This is a genomic window from Azohydromonas australica DSM 1124 (genome assembly GCF_000430725.1).
GTDB classification, from domain to species: Bacteria; Pseudomonadota; Gammaproteobacteria; order Burkholderiales; family Burkholderiaceae_C; genus Azohydromonas; species Azohydromonas australica.
In genome coordinates this window covers 37,128-52,476 of record NZ_AUMO01000044.1, presented here as the reverse complement: position 1 = coordinate 52,476, position 15,349 = coordinate 37,128, and the positions used below count along the sequence as shown (strand labels likewise).

Here is a 15,349-nt window from a genome sequence, read left to right as displayed (position 1 = left end):
CCACAACCCGTGATGCCTTGTGGTGCGAATCGGCCGGTTGTACGATGACGGACAACGCAGTCAGTGAAGTCGCTGTCCGCTGTCACGACGCCCGGGACCATGCTGGGTGGGCAAGGCAAGTGCTCCCGTTTTTCCAAGGGAAGCGCGCCTTGCCGGCGTCGCGCAGGCCGCACCGTTGCGGCGACACCGTACAGCCCGCTCCCTTTTGCAAGGAACTCCAAGCATGCAACGTCGAAGCCTGTTGTCCGCGGCCCTCGCTGGTGTCGCGCTGCTGTCTCCCCTGGCCGTGCAGGCCCAGGCCTGGCCGGCCAAGCCGGTGACGATGGTGGTGCCGTTCCCGCCGGGCGGCTCCACCGACATGATCGCCCGCACGCTGGCTTCCGGGCTGCAGGCCAAGCTGGGCCAGACCTTCATCGTGGACAACAAGGCCGGCGCCACCGGCACCATCGGCGCGGCGCAGGTCAAGCGCTCGCCGGCGGACGGCTACACGCTGCTGGTGGCCTCGCTGGGCCCCTACGTGATCGCGCCGCACCTGATCAAGAACGTGCCCTACGACGCGACCAAGGACTTCGACTACATCACCGTGGCCGTGCAGGCGCCCAACGTGCTGGTCGTTCCTGCCGCCTCGCCCTACAAGACCGTGGCCGACGTGCTGGCCGCGCTCAAGAAGGAGCCGGGCAAGATGACCTTCGCCTCCTCGGGCAACGGCTCCTCGGACCACCTCACGGCCGAGCTGTTCTGGGCCCAGACCGGCACCCAGGGCACGCACGTGCCCTACAAGGGCGGCGCGCCGGCCATCACGGACCTGCTGGGCGCGGTGATCGACGCCTCGTTCCAGAACATCAACGCCGTGCAGCAGCACATCGCCGCAGGCAAGCTGCGCGCGCTGGCCGTCACCGGCGACAAGCGCGCCGCGCTGCTGCCGCAGGTGCCCACGCTGGCCGAGGCCGGCGTCAAGGGCGTGGACGTCTACTCGTGGCAGGCCATCGCCGCGCCCAAGGGGCTGCCCGCCGACGTCAAGACCAAGCTGGCCACCAACGTCGCCGCGGTGCTGGGCGAGCCGGCCGTGAAGTCCAAGCTCACCGAGCAGGGCTTCGAGATCGTGGCCAACACGCCCGAGCAGTTCGCCAAGTTCCAGGCCGCCGAGTACGCGCGCTGGAAGACGCTGATCGAGACCCGCAAGATCACCGCGGACTGACCTTCCCCGCCCGCGCTCCAGCCCTCGTCCTACAGCCTTCTCCCGCGCGGCGGGGGAGGGCGCCAACTCCCCCGCTCGCCATGTCCACCTCCACGCCCACCGTCGTCTCCCTGAAGGCCATTCCCGTCGCCGGCCGCGACAGCATGCTGCTCAACCTCAGCGGCGCGCACGGCCCGTACTTCACGCGCAACCTGCTGGTGCTCACCGACAGCGCCGGCCGCACCGGCGTGGGCGAGGTGCCCGGCGGCGAGGCCATCCGCCAGACGCTGGAGGATGCGGGCGAGATCGTCGTGGGCCGCAAGCTGGGCGACTGGCAGGCGGTGCTGACCGAGATCCGCACGAAGTTCGCCGACCGCGACGCCGGCGGCCGCGGCCTGCAGACCTTCGACCTGCGCACCACCATCCACGCCGTCACGGCGGTGGAGTCCGCGCTGCTGGACCTGCTGGGCCAGGAGCTGGAGGTTCCGGTGTGCGCGCTGCTGGGCGAGGGCCAGCAGCGCGAGAGCGTGCCGATGCTGGGCTACCTGTTCTACATCGGCGACCGCAGGAAGACCGACCTGCCTTACGACAGCGACCCCGACGCGGCCGACGAGTGGCTGCGCATCCGCCACGAGGAGGCGATGACGCCGGAAGGCATCGTCAAGCTGGCCGAGGCCTCGCACAAGCGCTACGGCTTCCAGGACTTCAAGCTCAAGGGCGGCGTGCTGCGCGGCGAGGAGGAGGTCGAGGCCATCAAGGCGCTCAAGGCCCGCTTCCCCGACGCGCGCATCACGCTGGACCCCAACGGCGGCTGGCTGCTGAAGGACGCGATCCGCCTGATGCGCGACATGCACGGCGTGGTGGCCTACGCCGAGGACCCCTGCGGCGCCGAGGGCGGCTTCTCCGGCCGCGAGGTGATGGCCGAGTTCCGCCGCGCCACCGGGCTGCCCACCGCCACGAACATGATCGCCACCGACTGGCGCCAGTTCGTGCACTCGCTGGTGCTGCAGTCGGTGGACATCCCGCTGGCCGACCCGCACTTCTGGACCATGCAGGGCGCCGTGCGCGTGGGCCAGACCTGCCGCGACTTCGGCCTGACCTGGGGCTCGCACTCCAACAACCACTTCGACGTCTCGCTGGCGATGTTCACGCACGCCGCCGCGGCGGTGCCCGGCCGCGTCACGGCCATCGACACGCACTGGATCTGGCAGGACGGCCAGTTCCTGACCAAGGAGCCGCTGCAGATCGTGGGCGGCGAAGTCGCCGTGCCGAAGAAGGCCGGCCTGGGCGTGGAGCTGGACATGGACGCCGTGATGAAGGCCAACGCGCTGTACCAGCAGCACGGCCTGGGTGCGCGCGACGACGCCGTGGCCATGCAGTACCTGATCCCGGGCTGGAAGTTCGACAACAAGCGGCCCTGCCTGGTGCGCTGAGCGCTTCGTGTGCCGGCTGGGGGCCGCGGCTCCTGGCCGGCGCATCTTTTCCGGACCCGCGCCTGAGCTTCAGGCCCGAAACCCGACAACACGCTGGAGACGCCATGAGAGAGAACCGTTTGCGCACGCTGTGGAAATCCGGCGGCGCCGCCGTCAATGGCTGGCTGGCCATTCCCAACGGCTTCGCCACCGAGGTCATGGCCCACCAGGGCTGGGACACGCTGACCATCGACGTGCAGCACGGCGTGGTGGACTACCAGGCCATGGTGCAGATGCTGCAGGCCATTTCCACCACCGACACCGTGCCGGTGGTGCGCGCGCCGTGGCTGGAGCCGGGCATCCTGATGAAGATCCTGGACGCGGGCGCCTACGGCGTGATCTGCCCCATGGTCAACACGCGCGAGGACGCGCAGAAGCTCGTGGCCTACACCAGCTACGCGCCGCGCGGCGTGCGCAGCTTCGGCCCGGTGCGCGCGCTCTACTACGGCGGCGCCGACTACCCCGAGCAGGCCAACGACACCATCGTGCGCTTCGCCATGATCGAGACCGCCCAGGCGCTGGACAACCTGGACGACATCCTCTCGGTCGAAGGGCTGGACGCGATCTACATTGGTCCCTCGGACCTGTCGCTGTCGCTGGGCTGCAAGCCCACCTTCGACGACGTGGACCCCAAGGCGGCGCAGGCCATCGACCACATCCTGGAGCGCGCCAAGGCGCACGGCGTGGTGGCGGGCATCCACAACGGCCGCGCCGACGTGGCGCTGGCGCGCATCGCCAAGGGCTTCCAGTTCGTCACCGTCAGCTCGGACGCGCGGCTGCTGGCCGCCGGCTCGCAGCAGATCCTCAGCGCGATGCGCGCGCAATTGAAGCCGGCGAACACCGGCTCGGGCTCGTACTGAGCCGCTGCCTCCCTCACGCAACACGCCAGACAAAGGAGATCACATGAACATCGGATTCATCGGCCTGGGGATCATGGGCGCGCCCATGGCGGTGCACCTGGCCAACGCCGGCCACCAGCTCTTCGTCAACACCGTGGGCCCCGTGCACGAGACCGTCACCGCCACGGGCGCCAAGGTCTGCGCCAACGCGGCCGAGGTGACGAAGCAATCGGAGATCGTCTTCACCATGGTGCCGGACACGCCGGACGTGGAAGCCGTGCTGTTCGGCGAGAACGGCGTGGCCAGCGCGCTGCAGGCGGGCGGCGCGGGCGGCCAGCGCAAGGTGATCGTGGACATGAGCTCCATCTCGCCGATGGCCACCAAGGCCTTCGCGCAGAAGATCAACGCGCTGGGCGCGGACTACATCGACGCGCCGGTCTCCGGCGGCGAGGTGGGCGCCAAGGCGGCGTCGCTGACCATCATGTGCGGCGGCGACGAGGCGGTGTTCGAGCGCGTGCGCCCGCTGCTGGAGAAGATGGGCAAGAACATCACGCTGGTGGGCGGCAACGGCGACGGCCAGACCACCAAGGTCGCGAACCAGATCATCGTGGCGCTGAACATCGCCGCCGTGGGCGAGGCGCTGCTGTTCGCCAGCAAGGCCGGTGCCGATCCGGCCAAGGTGCGCCAGGCGCTGATGGGCGGCTTCGCCTCCAGCCGCATCCTGGAGGTGCACGGCGAACGCATGATCAAGCGCACCTTCGACCCGGGCTTCCGCATCAAGCTGCACCAGAAGGACCTGGGCCTGGCGCTGCAGGGCGCGCGCGAGCTGGGCCTGGCGCTGCCGCAGACCGCCAGCGCCGCGCAGCTGATGCAGGTGCTCGCCGCCAACGGCATGGCCGACCTGGACCACTCGGCGCTGGTGCGCGCGCTGGAGCTCATGGGGAACCATGAGGTGGCGAAGGGCTGAGCTGAGGCTTGGCGCGCTTGGGGAAAAGTCGCGGGGCGTTTGCCGCCAGCAGGCACGCTCCGCTCTCTACTTCGTCATTCCCGCGCAGGCGGGAATCCAGGCGGTCCCCAAGTCGGCCCGGAGCAGGGCGGCCGGCGTGCAGAAGGTTGATGGCTCCTTGATGCCTGCACCGTCTCTGGCGCGCTGGCGTGGGGCCGCCTGGATCCCCGCCTGCGCGGGGATGACGAAGCAGTAGGCGAAGCCCACCAGCTTTCGGCTGACGTCCAACCCTTTCCCCGGACTACTCAACCAGGACCCATCGCATGACCGCCCCGACCCCTCCCGACCGCCGTCCCCTGCTGCGCCGCATGTTCGACGCCGCCATCGCCGCCGCGCAGCCCGCGCTGTGCCTGCCGCCGCACCTGCCCGCGAAGCCCAAGGGCCGCACCATCGTCATCGGTGCGGGCAAGGCCTCGGCCGAGATGGCGCGCGCGCTGGAGCAGCACTGGGACGGTCCGCTGGAAGGGCTGGTCGTCACCCGCTACGGCTACGAGGTGCCCTGCGAGCGCATCGAGATCGTGCAGGCCGCGCACCCGGTGCCCGACGCCGCGGGGCTGCGCGCCACCGAGCGCGTGCGCGAGCTGGTCACGGGCCTCACCGCCGACGACCTCGTCATCGCGCTGATCTCCGGCGGCGGCTCCGCGCTGCTGGTGGGCCCGGCGCCGGGCCTGACGCTGGAGCACAAGCAGGCGGTGAACAAGGCGCTGCTCGCGAGCGGCGCCTCCATCTCCGAGATGAACTGCGTGCGCCGCCACCTCTCGGCCGTCAAGGGCGGGCGCCTGGCCGCGGCCTGCCACCCGGCGCGGGTGCTGACGCTGCTGATCTCCGACGTGCCCGGCGACAACCCCATGGACATCGCCTCCGGGCCCACCGTGGGCGACTCCACCACCCGCGCCGACGCGCTGGCGATCATCGAGCGCTACCGCATCGAGGTGCCCGCGCCGGTGCGCGAGTGGCTGGACCGCGAGGAGAGCGAGAGCGTCAAGCCGGAGGATGCGCGGCTGCAGCGCTGCGAGACCCGCATGATCACCGCGCCGCAGATGGCGCTGGAGGCCGCCGCGGCGGTAGCGCGCGAGGCGGGCGTGACGCCCTACATCCTGGGCGACAGCCTCGAAGGCGAGGCGCGCGACGTGGGCAAGGTGCTCGCGGGCCTGGCGCGCCAGGTCGTCACCCACGGCCAGCCGTTCCAGACCCCGTGCGTGCTGCTGTCCGGCGGCGAGACCACCGTGACGCTGCGGGGCAAAGGCCGCGGCGGGCGCAACGTGGAATGCCTGCTGTCCATGGCGGTGGCGCTGGACGCTCTGCCGGGCGTGTACGCGCTGGCGGGCGACACCGACGGCGTGGACGGCGTCGAGGAGATCGCGGGCGCCGTTCTCACGCCCGATACCCTGGCGCGCGCCTGGGCGCAGGGCATCAACCCGCGCGCCAGCCTGGACAACAACGACGGCCACGGCTTCTTCCAGGCGCTGGGGGATTCCGTGGTCACCGGCCCGACGCTGACCAACGTCAACGACTTCCGGGCCATCGTCATCGACGCGCCGGCGGCGTGACGCCAACGCAGGCGCCGCCGCAGCCCATGGCCGTCCCGATGCAGAGCCCGACCCCGATGGCCGCCACGCCGGTGGAGCCCGCGGTGGCCGCGGCGCCCGCGGCACCGCCGGCGGCCACCGTGGCGCCGCGCGCGCTGCGGCGCTTCCTGTGCCTGGACGACTTCGAGCCCGCGGCGCGGGCGCGGCTGCCGCGTCCGCTGTTCGGCTACGTGTCGGGCGCCACCGAGTCCAACGCCTCGCTGCGCGGCAACCGCGCGGCGTTCGAGGAGATCGCCTTCCTGCCGCGCATGCTGGTGAACGTGGCGCGGCGCGAGCAGTCGGTGGAGCTGTTCGGCACGCGCTACGCGGCGCCCTTCGGCATCGCGCCCATGGGCATCAGCTCGCTCACGGCCTACCGCGGCGATCTGGCGCAGGCGCGCGCCGCGGCCGCCGCGCGCGTGCCCATGGTGCTCAGCAGCTCCTCGCTGATCCGCATGGAGGAGGTGCTGCAGCAGGCGCCCGGCACCTGGTTCCAGGCCTACCTGGGGCGCGACCCGCAGGCCACGGCGCGGCTGGTGGAGCGGGTGAAGGCAGCCGGCGCGCCGGTGCTGGTGGTGACCATCGACTCCGCCGTGGTGCCCAACCGCGAGAACAACGTCCGCAACCGCTTCAAGACGCCGCTGCACCCGGACCTGCGGCTGCTGTGGGACGGCCTCACGCACCCGCGCTGGGCCGTAGGCACCTTCCTGCGCACGCTGCTGGCGCACGGCATGCCGCATTTCGAGAACGTGGGCGCCGAGCGCGGCGCGCCGCTGGTGGCGCGCGACGTGACGCGCGACTTCTCCGGCCGCGAGCACCTGGACTGGGAGGCGCTCAAGGACATCCGCCGCCGCTGGAGCGGCCCGCTGGTGCTCAAGGGCCTGCTGCACCCGGAGGACGCCAAGCTCGCGCGCAACTTCGGCGTGGACGGCGTGATCGTGTCCAACCACGGCGGGCGCCAGCTCGACGGCGCCGTCTCGCCGCTGCGCGTGCTGCGGCAGGTCGCCGAGGCCGCCGGGCCGATGGTGGTGATGGCCGACAGCGGCTTCCGCCGCGGCACCGACGTGCTCAAGGCGCTGGCGCTGGGCGCGCGCGCCGTCCTCGTCGGCCGGCCCATGAACTACGCCGCCGCCGTGGGCGGCGAGGCCGGCGTGGCGCACGCGCTGGCGCTGCTGCGCGCCGAGATCCATGCCGACATGGGGCTGCTGGGCATCAACCGGCTGGACGAGCTGGGCCCGCGGCACCTGTATTTCCCGCAAGTTCCCCGAGGAGACCAACGATGAACCGCACCCGTCGAAGCCTGACCGTCGCCGCCCTGGCCCTGGCCGCCGCACTGCCCGCCGCGCAGGCGCAGGACAAGTGGCCCAGCAAGCCCATCACCTACCTCGTCGCCTTCCCCGCCGGCGGCACCAGCGACATCGTGGCGCGCCTGATCGCGCAGAAGCTGGGCCCGGCGCTGGGCACCACCGTGATCGTGGACAACAAGGCCGGCGCCGGCGGCAGCGTGGGCTCGGAGCAGGTCGCGCGCGCGGCGCCGGACGGCTACACGATCCTGGGCGGCACCATCAGCTCGCACGCCATCAACGTCAGCCTGTACCCGAAGCTGGGCTACGACCCGGTGACGTCCTTCGCGCCGATCGCGCTCATCGGCACCAACCCGCTGGTGCTGGTCACGCGCCAGGACAGCCCCTACAAGACCGTGGCCGACGTGATCGCCGCGGGCAAGGCCAAGAAGCCCCTGACCTCCGCTTCGGCGGGCAACGGCACCTCGCAGCACCTGGCGCTGGAGCTGCTGAAGTTCAAGACCGGCATCGGCATCGACCACATCCCCTACAAGGGCAGCGCCCCGGCGATCCAGGACGTGATGGCGGGGCAGGTGGACATGATGTTCGACACCACGGTGGTGGCCGGCCCGCACGTCGAGTCCGGCAAGCTGCGCGCGCTGGCCGTGACCTCGGCCAAGCGGCTGCCCGGCCTGCCCAACGTGCCCACGGTGGCCGACACCGTGCCGGGCTACGAGGTGGTGTCGTGGCAGGCGATCTTCGCGCCCGCGGGCACGCCCAAGGCGATCCAGCAGCGGCTGCACGACGAGGTCAACAAGATCCTGGCGCAGCCCGACGTGAAGGAGCGCCTGGCCAAGCTGGGCATGGAGCCCGGCCAGATGAGCACCGACCAGTTCACCGCCTTCCAGAAGGCCGAGGTCGCCAAGTGGGCGCAGCTCATCAAGGCCGCCAGCATCAAGATCGAGTGACGCGCTGAAGCCGGCCCGCGGGCCGGCTTTTTTGCGCCCGGCCCAACGAGGGCCCGGGCCGCGTGGATGCCGTCCCCGGCGACGGCATCACGGCGCCCCATTGCCTTTGTGAATCAACCCGAGGAGACGACCCATGAACCGCAGGACCACGTTCCACGCCCTGGCCGCCGCCGCGCTGGCCGTTTGTGCCGCCGGGGCCGCGCAGGCCCAGCAATGGCCCACGAAGCCGCTGCGCATCGTGGTGCCGTACCCGCCGGGAGGCTCCTCGGACATCATCGCCCGCTCCATCAGCCAGCCGCTATCGGAAGCGCTGAAGACGACGGTGGTCATCGAGAACAAGCCCGGCGCCAACGGCAACACCGGCACCGACTTCGTCGCCAAGTCCAATGACGGCCACACGCTGCTGCTGTGCGACGTGGGCGCGCTGGCCATCACCGCGTCGGTCTACAACCGGCTGCCCTTCAATCCCAGCAAGGACCTCAAGGGCGCGACCATGCTGGCCTACTCGCCGCACCTGCTGGTGGTGCATCCCTCGGTGCAGGCCAGCAACCTCAAGGAGCTGGTGGCGCTGTCGCAGAAGCAGAAGATGGACTTCGCCGTGACGGCCATCGGCAGCGCGCCGCACGTGGCGGGCGTGGCGGTGGAGAAGGCCACCGGCGCCAAGTGGGAGTACATCCCGTACAAGGGCGGCTCGCAGGCCATCAACGACACCGTGGCGGGCCAGGCGCACGTGCTGATGAACGGCATGCTGGCGACGCTGCCCTTCGTGCAGTCGGGCCAGCTCAAGGTGCTGGGCGTGTCCAAGTCCACGCGCGTGGCGCTGCTGCCCAACGTGCCCACCATCGCCGAGCAGGGCGTCAAGGGCTTCGAGTCCGGCACCTGGCAGGGCGTGCTGATGCCGGCCAACACGCCGCCGGCGGTGCTTGAGAAGGTTTCGGCCGAGCTGACCCGCATCATCCGCACACCCGAGGTGCGCCAGCGGCTGAGCGGGCAGGGTGCCGAGGTCTACACCATGACGCCCACCGAGTTCACGACCTTCTTCGAGCGCGAGCGCGCCAACTGGGCCAAGGTGGTGGCGCAGGGCGGCGTGAAGCTCGACTGAGCGCCTCGGGCCCCGACCCGCTTCACGAGCAACCAGAAACCGGAATCCAACCCATGAGTGACCCCAAGCCCCGCGTGCTGCAGATCGGCCGCCTGACGCCCTGGCTGGAGCAGCAGCTCGCTGCCGACTTCGACCTTACGCTGCTGGCGCAGCAGCCCGATGCGCGGGCGTATCTGGCCGAGCACGGCGCCGGGTTCGTCGCCGCCGTGACCTCGGCGGCGGTGGGCATCGATGCCGCGCTGATCGAGTCGCTGCCCAAGCTGCAGGTGATCTCCAGCTTCGGCGTGGGCCTGGACAAGATCGACCTGCAGGCCGCCGCGCGCCGCGGCATCCCGGTGGGCTACACGCCCGAGGTGCTCAACGACTGCGTGGCGGACACCGCCTTCACGCTGCTGCTGGACGTGGCGCGCCGCGCCACCGAGGCCGACCGCTTCGTGCGCCAGGGCGGGTGGCTGAAGGACAAGTTCCCGCTGGCCACGCGCGTGAGCGGCAAGCGGCTGGGCATCGTGGGGCTGGGGCGCATAGGCCGCACGATCGCCCGGCGCGCGAGCGGCTTCGACATGGAGATCCGCTACCACAACCGCCGTCCCGCCGAGGGCGTGTCCTTCGGCTACGAGCCGAGCCTGGTGGAGCTGGCGCGCTGGTCCGACTTCCTGGTGATCGCCGCGGCGGGCGGGGCGGAGAGCCGCAACCTGGTCTCGGCCGAGGTGCTGGACGCGCTGGGGCCGCAGGGCTTCCTGGTCAACATCGCGCGCGGCACGGTGGTGGACGAGGCGGTGCTGGTGCAGTACCTGCAGGAGAAGCGCATCGCCGGCGCGGGCCTGGACGTGTACGTGGACGAGCCGCGCGTGCCCGAAGCACTGCTGCAGCTGGACAACGCGGTGCTGCTGCCGCACGTGGCCAGCGCCACCCACGAGACGCGCCAGGCGATGTCGGAGCTGGTGCTGGAGAACCTGCGGGCGTTCTTCGGCGAGGGCCGGCTGAAGGTGGCAGCGCCGGGGGCTTGATCCGGGGCGCCGGACAATGGCGCCGATGCAGCCCCTCCACCTCCTCGGCGTCGACTTCTCCAGCCGTCCCACCCGGCGCAAGCCCGTGGTGGTGGCGCAGGGGCGCGCCGTGGGGAGCGCGGTGAAGCTGGAGGCGCTGCACGCCTTCGACACGCTGGAGGGCTTCGGCGCCTTCCTCCAGTTGCCCGGGCCCTGGGTCGGCGGCTTCGACTTTCCCTTCGGGCTGCCGCGCGAACTGGTCGAGCACCTGGGCTGGCCCACCGAGTGGCTGCCGCTGATGCGCCACTACGCGGCCCTGGAGCGCGCCGCCATCCGCGACACCTTCGCCGCCTTCTGCAACGCGCGCCCCGTGGGCGGCAAGTTCGCCCACCGCGCCACCGACGCCCCGGCCGGCGCCAGCAGCTCGATGAAATGGGTCAATCCGCCCGTGGCCTACATGCTGCACGCGGGCGTGCCGCTGCTGCTGGAGGCGGGCGTGCACCTGCCTGGACTGCTCGACGGCGACCGCACGCGCGTGGCGCTGGAGGCCTATCCCGGCTTGCTGGCCAGGGAATTGATCGGCCGCCGCTCCTACAAGAACGACGACATGTTGAAACACACGCCGGAGCGGCTGATCGCGCGCAAGGACATCGTCGCTGCGCTGGAGCAGGGCCGCACGCGGCTGAACCTGCGCCTGAAGCTCACGCCGGCGCAGCACGACGCGCTGATCGCCGACGCCAGCGGCGACCGGCTCGACGCCGTGCTGTGCCTGCTGCAGGCCGCCTGGGCCGGCAGCCGCGAGAACTGGGGGCTGCCCGCAGATTTCGACCCCGTGGAGGGCTGGATCGTCAGCGCCTGAGCGCTTTGGACACGGGGCGCCGCCGCGCGCAGCGCCGGTTGCGCTTGGATGCAGCCGTGTCACCAGACCCATGTAGTGCGTGTGGGATAGTGCCCGCAGCGTTCCAGGAGCTGTCCCACGTGAACCCGCCCGCCCACCGCCGGCCCGATGACGAGACGTCTGCCGATCCCGACGGCAGCGTCCCGCCGCCCTTGCTGCATGCGCTGCAGGCCCTGCGCGCCAACGAGGAGCGGCTGCGGCTGGCGATGGACGCGGCCTCCCTGATCTCCTTCGAGTGGGACATCCGCCGCGACGAAGTGCGCCGCTTCCACTCGCTGCACGAGACGCTGGCGCCCACGGCGCCGCACACGCCCCAGTGCTTCGCCGACATGCGGGCGCTGGTGCATCCGGAGGACCGGGCGCTGTTCGAGGCCCGGGTGCGGGCGGCGCTGGTGCATCCGCAGGGGCGCTACGAGAGCGAGTTCCGGCTGCGGCTGCCCGACGGCCGCGTGATCTGGCTGCAGGACATGGGCCGCGTGGAGCGCGACGAGGCCGGACGGCCGCTGCGGCTGCTGGGCATGTCGCAGGACATCACCGCGCGCAAGCACACCGAGATGCGGCTGGCCGAGCAGACGGCGCTGCTGAACACGCTCGCGGCGCAGTCACCGCTGGGCATGGCCTTCCTGGACCCGGAATTCCGCTACGTGCGCATCAACGAGAAGCTGGCGGCCATGAACGGCCTCGGCGTGGCCGAGCACCTGGGCCGGCCCGTGGCGCAGGTGCTGCCGCAGCTGTGGCCGGTGCTGGAGGGCTCGTACCGGCGCGCGCTGGCCGGCGAGGCGGTGGAGGATGAGGTCTGCGGCCAGACCGCCGCCGCGCCCGGCGTCACGCGCTGCTGGGCCACGAGCTACTACCCGGTGCGCGTGGGCACGCGCACGCTGGGCGTGGGCGTGGTGGTGCAGGACGTCACGCAGCGGCGCCAGGCCGAGCAGGCGCTGCGCGACGCCGACCAGCGCAAGGACGCCTTCCTCGCCACCCTGGCGCACGAGCTGCGCAACCCGCTGGCGCCGGTGCGCAACGCGCTGGAGCTGCTCAAGCGCGCGGAGCACGACGCCGCGCTCACCACCCGCGCGCTGTGCACCATGGAGCGGCAGATCGCGCACATGGTGCGGCTCATCGACGACCTGCTCGACGTCAGCCGCATCAGCCGCGACCACCTGGAGCTGCGGCGCGAGCGCGTGCGGCTGGACGCCGTCGTCGACGCCGCCATCGAGACCTGCCGCCCGCTGCTGCTGGACCGCCGCCACGCGCTGGCAGTGGCGCTGCCCGCCTCGCCGCTGTGGCTGCACGCCGACCCGGTGCGGCTGTCGCAGGTGTTCGGCAACCTGCTGGCCAACGCCTGCCGCTACACCGAGCCCGGCGGACGCATCCGCGTCGAGGCCCAGGCGCTGGGCACGCGCGCGGTGCGCGTGCGGGTGAGCGACTCCGGGCTGGGCATCCCGCCGGCGATGCTGGAGCGGGTGTTCGACCTGTTCACGCAGGTGGACAGCGCGCAGGGCCGCGCCGCGGGCGGCCTGGGCATCGGCCTGTCGCTGGTCAAGCGCCTGGTGGAGCTGCACGGCGGCAGCGTGGCCGCGCACAGCGACGGGCCGGGGCAGGGTAGCGACTTCACGGTCGAGCTGCCATTGCTGGCCGAACAGAGCCTCCCGGGAGACGCACCGGGCGATGCGGGGACAATCCCCTTGTTTCCGGGGACCAGCGCCCCATCTGCAACGGCCCCTGGCCCGACACCCCCCGCGGCCGCATCGGCCGACCCTGCCATGCTGAACCTGCCCGACTTTCCGCCCGTTTCCGATTCCGCCGCCGAGGACAGCCTGTCCGGCACGGCCGCGCCGCAGGGGCGGCGCATCCTGATCGTGGACGACAACGCCGACAGCGCCGACAGCCTGGCGATGCTGCTGCAGCTCGGCGGCCACGAGGCGCACACCGCCTACGACGGCCTGCAGGCGCTGGAGCTGGCCTCTCGGCTGCAGCCCGAGGTGCTGCTGCTGGACCTGGGGCTGCCGGGGCTGGACGGCTGCGAGCTGTGCCGGCGCATCCGCCAGCAGCCCTGGTCGGCGCGCTCGCTGCTCATCGCCGTCACCGGCTGGGGCCAGGCTGCCGACAAGCAGCGCTCGCAGGACGCGGGCTTCGACGGGCACCTCGTCAAGCCGGTGGACCTGCAGGCGCTGGAGAAGCTGATCGCCGGCGGGGCGCCGGCTGCCTGAGGCCACGCGGCGGCGCTTATCACGGGCGCCGCCGCCCGAAGCGCGGAACTGGGACGGGCATCGGGCCCAATTCCCGCCGTTCTTGTATCTCCTTGTTACTAGAGTGGTGCTGCTTTCCGGGTGCCGCGCAAATTGAAAATGCGCGGCACGAACCCGGGAAACCGCGTCCACGGGCAGTTGGCTGGGCGCATCCAGGACAGAAAAAAGGCAGCTTCATTGCTGCCGATGACTGAATTCGGAGACGCCATGAAACTGCCGTTCCATTTTCCGGTCCTGATTTACGGCCGCGCGCTGCCGCCGCCCGGCGCCCGCCTGCGCGCGCCACGCCGCCCGCGCTGACGCCGGGCTTCTCCCTCTTCGTGGCCGTGCGGGCCACGTCTCCACGAATCATCGCCGCGGTCCGCGCGCGTGTCGCGGGCTGCCCGGGATATTCATTTTGTCCGGTGGTTTGAATATCGGCGCATGTACTGGCCGGATATCGGGCCGTCGCATTCAAGGCCGGCAACGGCTTTTTCATCGAAAGCGCTTTTTACTCAAGGCGCGCTTCGAATCATTCGTCCAGGAGATGCCATGCCACAGCGTTTGCGCAGTGCGCGCCCGTTCCATGGGTTGTTCCAGCGGTTGAGGCAAAGCGACGGCGACCGCCGCCCGCTGCAGGAGGCCGCCCAGCTGGCCCTGCAGGTCGAGTTCGCCACCATCCCGGTCTACCTGACCGGCATGTACTCCATCTCCGACACTGGCAGCGTCGCGTACCAGGCGCTGCGGGCGGTGGTCATGGAGGAGATGTTCCACGTCAACCAGGCCGCCAACCTGGTGGTGGCGCTGGGGGCGCTGCCCCGGTTCACCGGCGACGCCGCGCCGACCTACCCGGGCTACCTGCCGCACGCCAACGAGTCCACCACGCCGCTGCTGGGCCTGGTGCGCGCCTCGCGGGACGTGTTCGAGAGCCTGTACGCCGCCATCGAGTCGCCGGCCCCGGCCGGCGCGACGCCCCAGGGCGACCAGTACGACACCATCGCCCAGCTCTACGACGCGCTCAAGGACGGCATCCTCGCCTACCCCGGCAATCCCTTCGAGGCGCCGGCGCCTGAAGGCCGCCAGCGCACCGACATCTACCTGGGCAAGTTCGGCGGCCACGTCATCGAGGTCACCGACGTGAAGAGCGCGCTGCTGGGCATCGAGGAGATCGTCAAGCAGGGCGAGGGCACGGTGCCCGCGCGCAAGCCGCTGGTGGATATGCAGCCCTTCGGCGCCTACAACCACTACGGCACCCGCACCGACGGCACCTACGGCCCGATCCTGGGGACGCCCTACGAACTCAGCCATTTCAGCCGCTTCCGCCAGGTGAGCGTGTCGAAGGAGCCCTTCCCGGAAACGCTGCCCATCACCTCCAACCCCAACGAGGAGGACTACAGCAACCCGTCGGCGCAGCACCTGTCGCAGCTCTTCGACAACGCCTACAGCGTGATGCTCAAGGCCTTCGAGCTGAGCTTCCGTGCCGGTCCCGATCCGTACTTCGGCGTGGTGCTGGACACGATGCACCAGGTGCTGCCCAACCTGGCCCGCAGCCTGATGACCACGGCCGCGTTCGACGGCGGCAACCACTCGGTGGGCCCCAACGCCACGCCCGCCTGGCGCTGGCGCTCTGACGCGGCCCTGGACCAGACCGGGCAGCGGCTGCGGCAGCTCAGCGCCCAGCCGCCGGCCGGGCTGCCGCCGGCCGCGCAAGCCCACCTGGCGCAGGCCAGCGACGCCTGGCAGCGCCTGGTCGTGGCCAAGGCGCTGCCGGCGCTCTGAGCCGGATCCAGCCCGTCCCAGCCGGCGGCGGCCCGTGCGGCCGCGG

12 protein-coding genes are annotated in these 15,349 nt (G+C 71.4%); all 12 read left to right on the top strand.

Annotated elements, in window-relative coordinates; genetic code table 11:
• The first annotated feature begins 223 nt into the window (after window positions 1–223).
• The 12 genes from H537_RS0107605 (at window position 224) to H537_RS0107540 (ending at window position 15,303) form a co-directional block, all read left to right on the top strand.
• On the top strand, window positions 224–1,198 hold the full coding sequence (locus tag H537_RS0107605) for a Bug family tripartite tricarboxylate transporter substrate binding protein (RefSeq protein WP_028997422.1): 975 nt from the start codon (window positions 224–226) through the stop codon (window positions 1,196–1,198).
• 80 nt (window positions 1,199–1,278) lie between these two features.
• Window positions 1,279–2,610, top strand: a complete 1,332-nt coding sequence (gene gudD / locus H537_RS0107600) for a glucarate dehydratase (RefSeq protein ID WP_028997421.1) — start codon at window positions 1,279–1,281, stop codon at window positions 2,608–2,610.
• 104 nt (window positions 2,611–2,714) lie between these two features.
• Window positions 2,715–3,509, top strand: a complete 795-nt coding sequence (locus tag H537_RS0107595) for an HpcH/HpaI aldolase family protein (RefSeq protein WP_028997420.1) — start codon at window positions 2,715–2,717, stop codon at window positions 3,507–3,509.
• Window positions 3,510–3,552: 43 nt separating this feature from the next.
• A complete protein-coding gene (gene glxR / locus H537_RS0107590; protein ID WP_028997419.1) occupies window positions 3,553–4,455 on the top strand; it encodes a 2-hydroxy-3-oxopropionate reductase in 903 nt (300 codons plus the stop codon).
• A 302-nt stretch (window positions 4,456–4,757) separates the two neighbouring features.
• Window positions 4,758–6,044 carry a glycerate kinase type-2 family protein gene (locus H537_RS0107580; protein WP_028997417.1) on the top strand — a complete coding sequence of 429 codons (1,287 nt, stop codon included), beginning with the start codon at window positions 4,758–4,760 and terminating at the stop codon, window positions 6,042–6,044.
• Window positions 6,045–6,100: 56 nt separating this feature from the next.
• Window positions 6,101–7,345 carry an alpha-hydroxy acid oxidase gene (locus H537_RS41740; RefSeq protein WP_051242114.1) on the top strand — a complete coding sequence of 415 codons (1,245 nt, stop codon included), beginning with the start codon at window positions 6,101–6,103 and terminating at the stop codon, window positions 7,343–7,345.
• Window positions 7,342–8,313 carry a Bug family tripartite tricarboxylate transporter substrate binding protein gene (locus H537_RS0107570; protein WP_028997416.1) on the top strand — a complete coding sequence of 324 codons (972 nt, stop codon included), beginning with the start codon at window positions 7,342–7,344 and terminating at the stop codon, window positions 8,311–8,313. The genes H537_RS41740 and H537_RS0107570 overlap by 4 nt, the downstream gene beginning before the upstream one ends.
• Before the next feature lie 133 nt (window positions 8,314–8,446).
• Complete coding sequence (locus H537_RS0107565) at window positions 8,447–9,415, top strand: Bug family tripartite tricarboxylate transporter substrate binding protein (RefSeq protein WP_028997415.1); 969 nt, start codon at window positions 8,447–8,449, stop codon at window positions 9,413–9,415.
• Window positions 9,416–9,468: 53 nt separating this feature from the next.
• Window positions 9,469–10,422, top strand: a complete 954-nt coding sequence (locus H537_RS0107560; protein WP_028997414.1) for a 2-hydroxyacid dehydrogenase — start codon at window positions 9,469–9,471, stop codon at window positions 10,420–10,422.
• Between the two features lie 16 nt (window positions 10,423–10,438).
• The gene (locus H537_RS0107555) at window positions 10,439–11,260 is read left to right on the top strand and encodes a DUF429 domain-containing protein (protein ID WP_028997413.1); all 822 of its coding nucleotides are present in this window, start codon (window positions 10,439–10,441) and stop codon (window positions 11,258–11,260) included.
• Window positions 11,261–11,379: 119 nt separating this feature from the next.
• A complete protein-coding gene (locus H537_RS41735; RefSeq protein WP_051242112.1) occupies window positions 11,380–13,506 on the top strand; it encodes a hybrid sensor histidine kinase/response regulator in 2,127 nt (708 codons plus the stop codon).
• Between the two features lie 570 nt (window positions 13,507–14,076).
• On the top strand, window positions 14,077–15,303 hold the full coding sequence (locus H537_RS0107540) for a ferritin-like domain-containing protein (protein ID WP_169516964.1): 1,227 nt from the start codon (window positions 14,077–14,079) through the stop codon (window positions 15,301–15,303).
• The last annotated feature ends 46 nt before the right edge of the window (window positions 15,304–15,349 follow it).

Bases quoted from the DNA above. Each gene is read 5' to 3' on its own strand.
- H537_RS0107605 (WP_028997422.1), top strand. From the start codon at position 224: ATGCAACGTCGAAGCCTGTTGTCCGCGGCCCTCGCTGGTGTCGCGCTG.
- gudD (WP_028997421.1), top strand. From the start codon at position 1,279: ATGTCCACCTCCACGCCCACCGTCGTCTCCCTGAAGGCCATTCCCGTC.
- H537_RS0107595 (WP_028997420.1), top strand. From the start codon at position 2,715: ATGAGAGAGAACCGTTTGCGCACGCTGTGGAAATCCGGCGGCGCCGCC.
- glxR (WP_028997419.1), top strand. From the start codon at position 3,553: ATGAACATCGGATTCATCGGCCTGGGGATCATGGGCGCGCCCATGGCG.
- H537_RS0107580 (WP_028997417.1), top strand. From the start codon at position 4,758: ATGACCGCCCCGACCCCTCCCGACCGCCGTCCCCTGCTGCGCCGCATG.
- H537_RS41740 (WP_051242114.1), top strand. From the start codon at position 6,101: ATGGCCGCCACGCCGGTGGAGCCCGCGGTGGCCGCGGCGCCCGCGGCA.
- H537_RS0107570 (WP_028997416.1), top strand. From the start codon at position 7,342: ATGAACCGCACCCGTCGAAGCCTGACCGTCGCCGCCCTGGCCCTGGCC.
- H537_RS0107565 (WP_028997415.1), top strand. From the start codon at position 8,447: ATGAACCGCAGGACCACGTTCCACGCCCTGGCCGCCGCCGCGCTGGCC.
- H537_RS0107560 (WP_028997414.1), top strand. From the start codon at position 9,469: ATGAGTGACCCCAAGCCCCGCGTGCTGCAGATCGGCCGCCTGACGCCC.
- H537_RS0107555 (WP_028997413.1), top strand. From the start codon at position 10,439: ATGGCGCCGATGCAGCCCCTCCACCTCCTCGGCGTCGACTTCTCCAGC.
- H537_RS0107540 (WP_169516964.1), top strand. From the start codon at position 14,077: ATGCCACAGCGTTTGCGCAGTGCGCGCCCGTTCCATGGGTTGTTCCAG.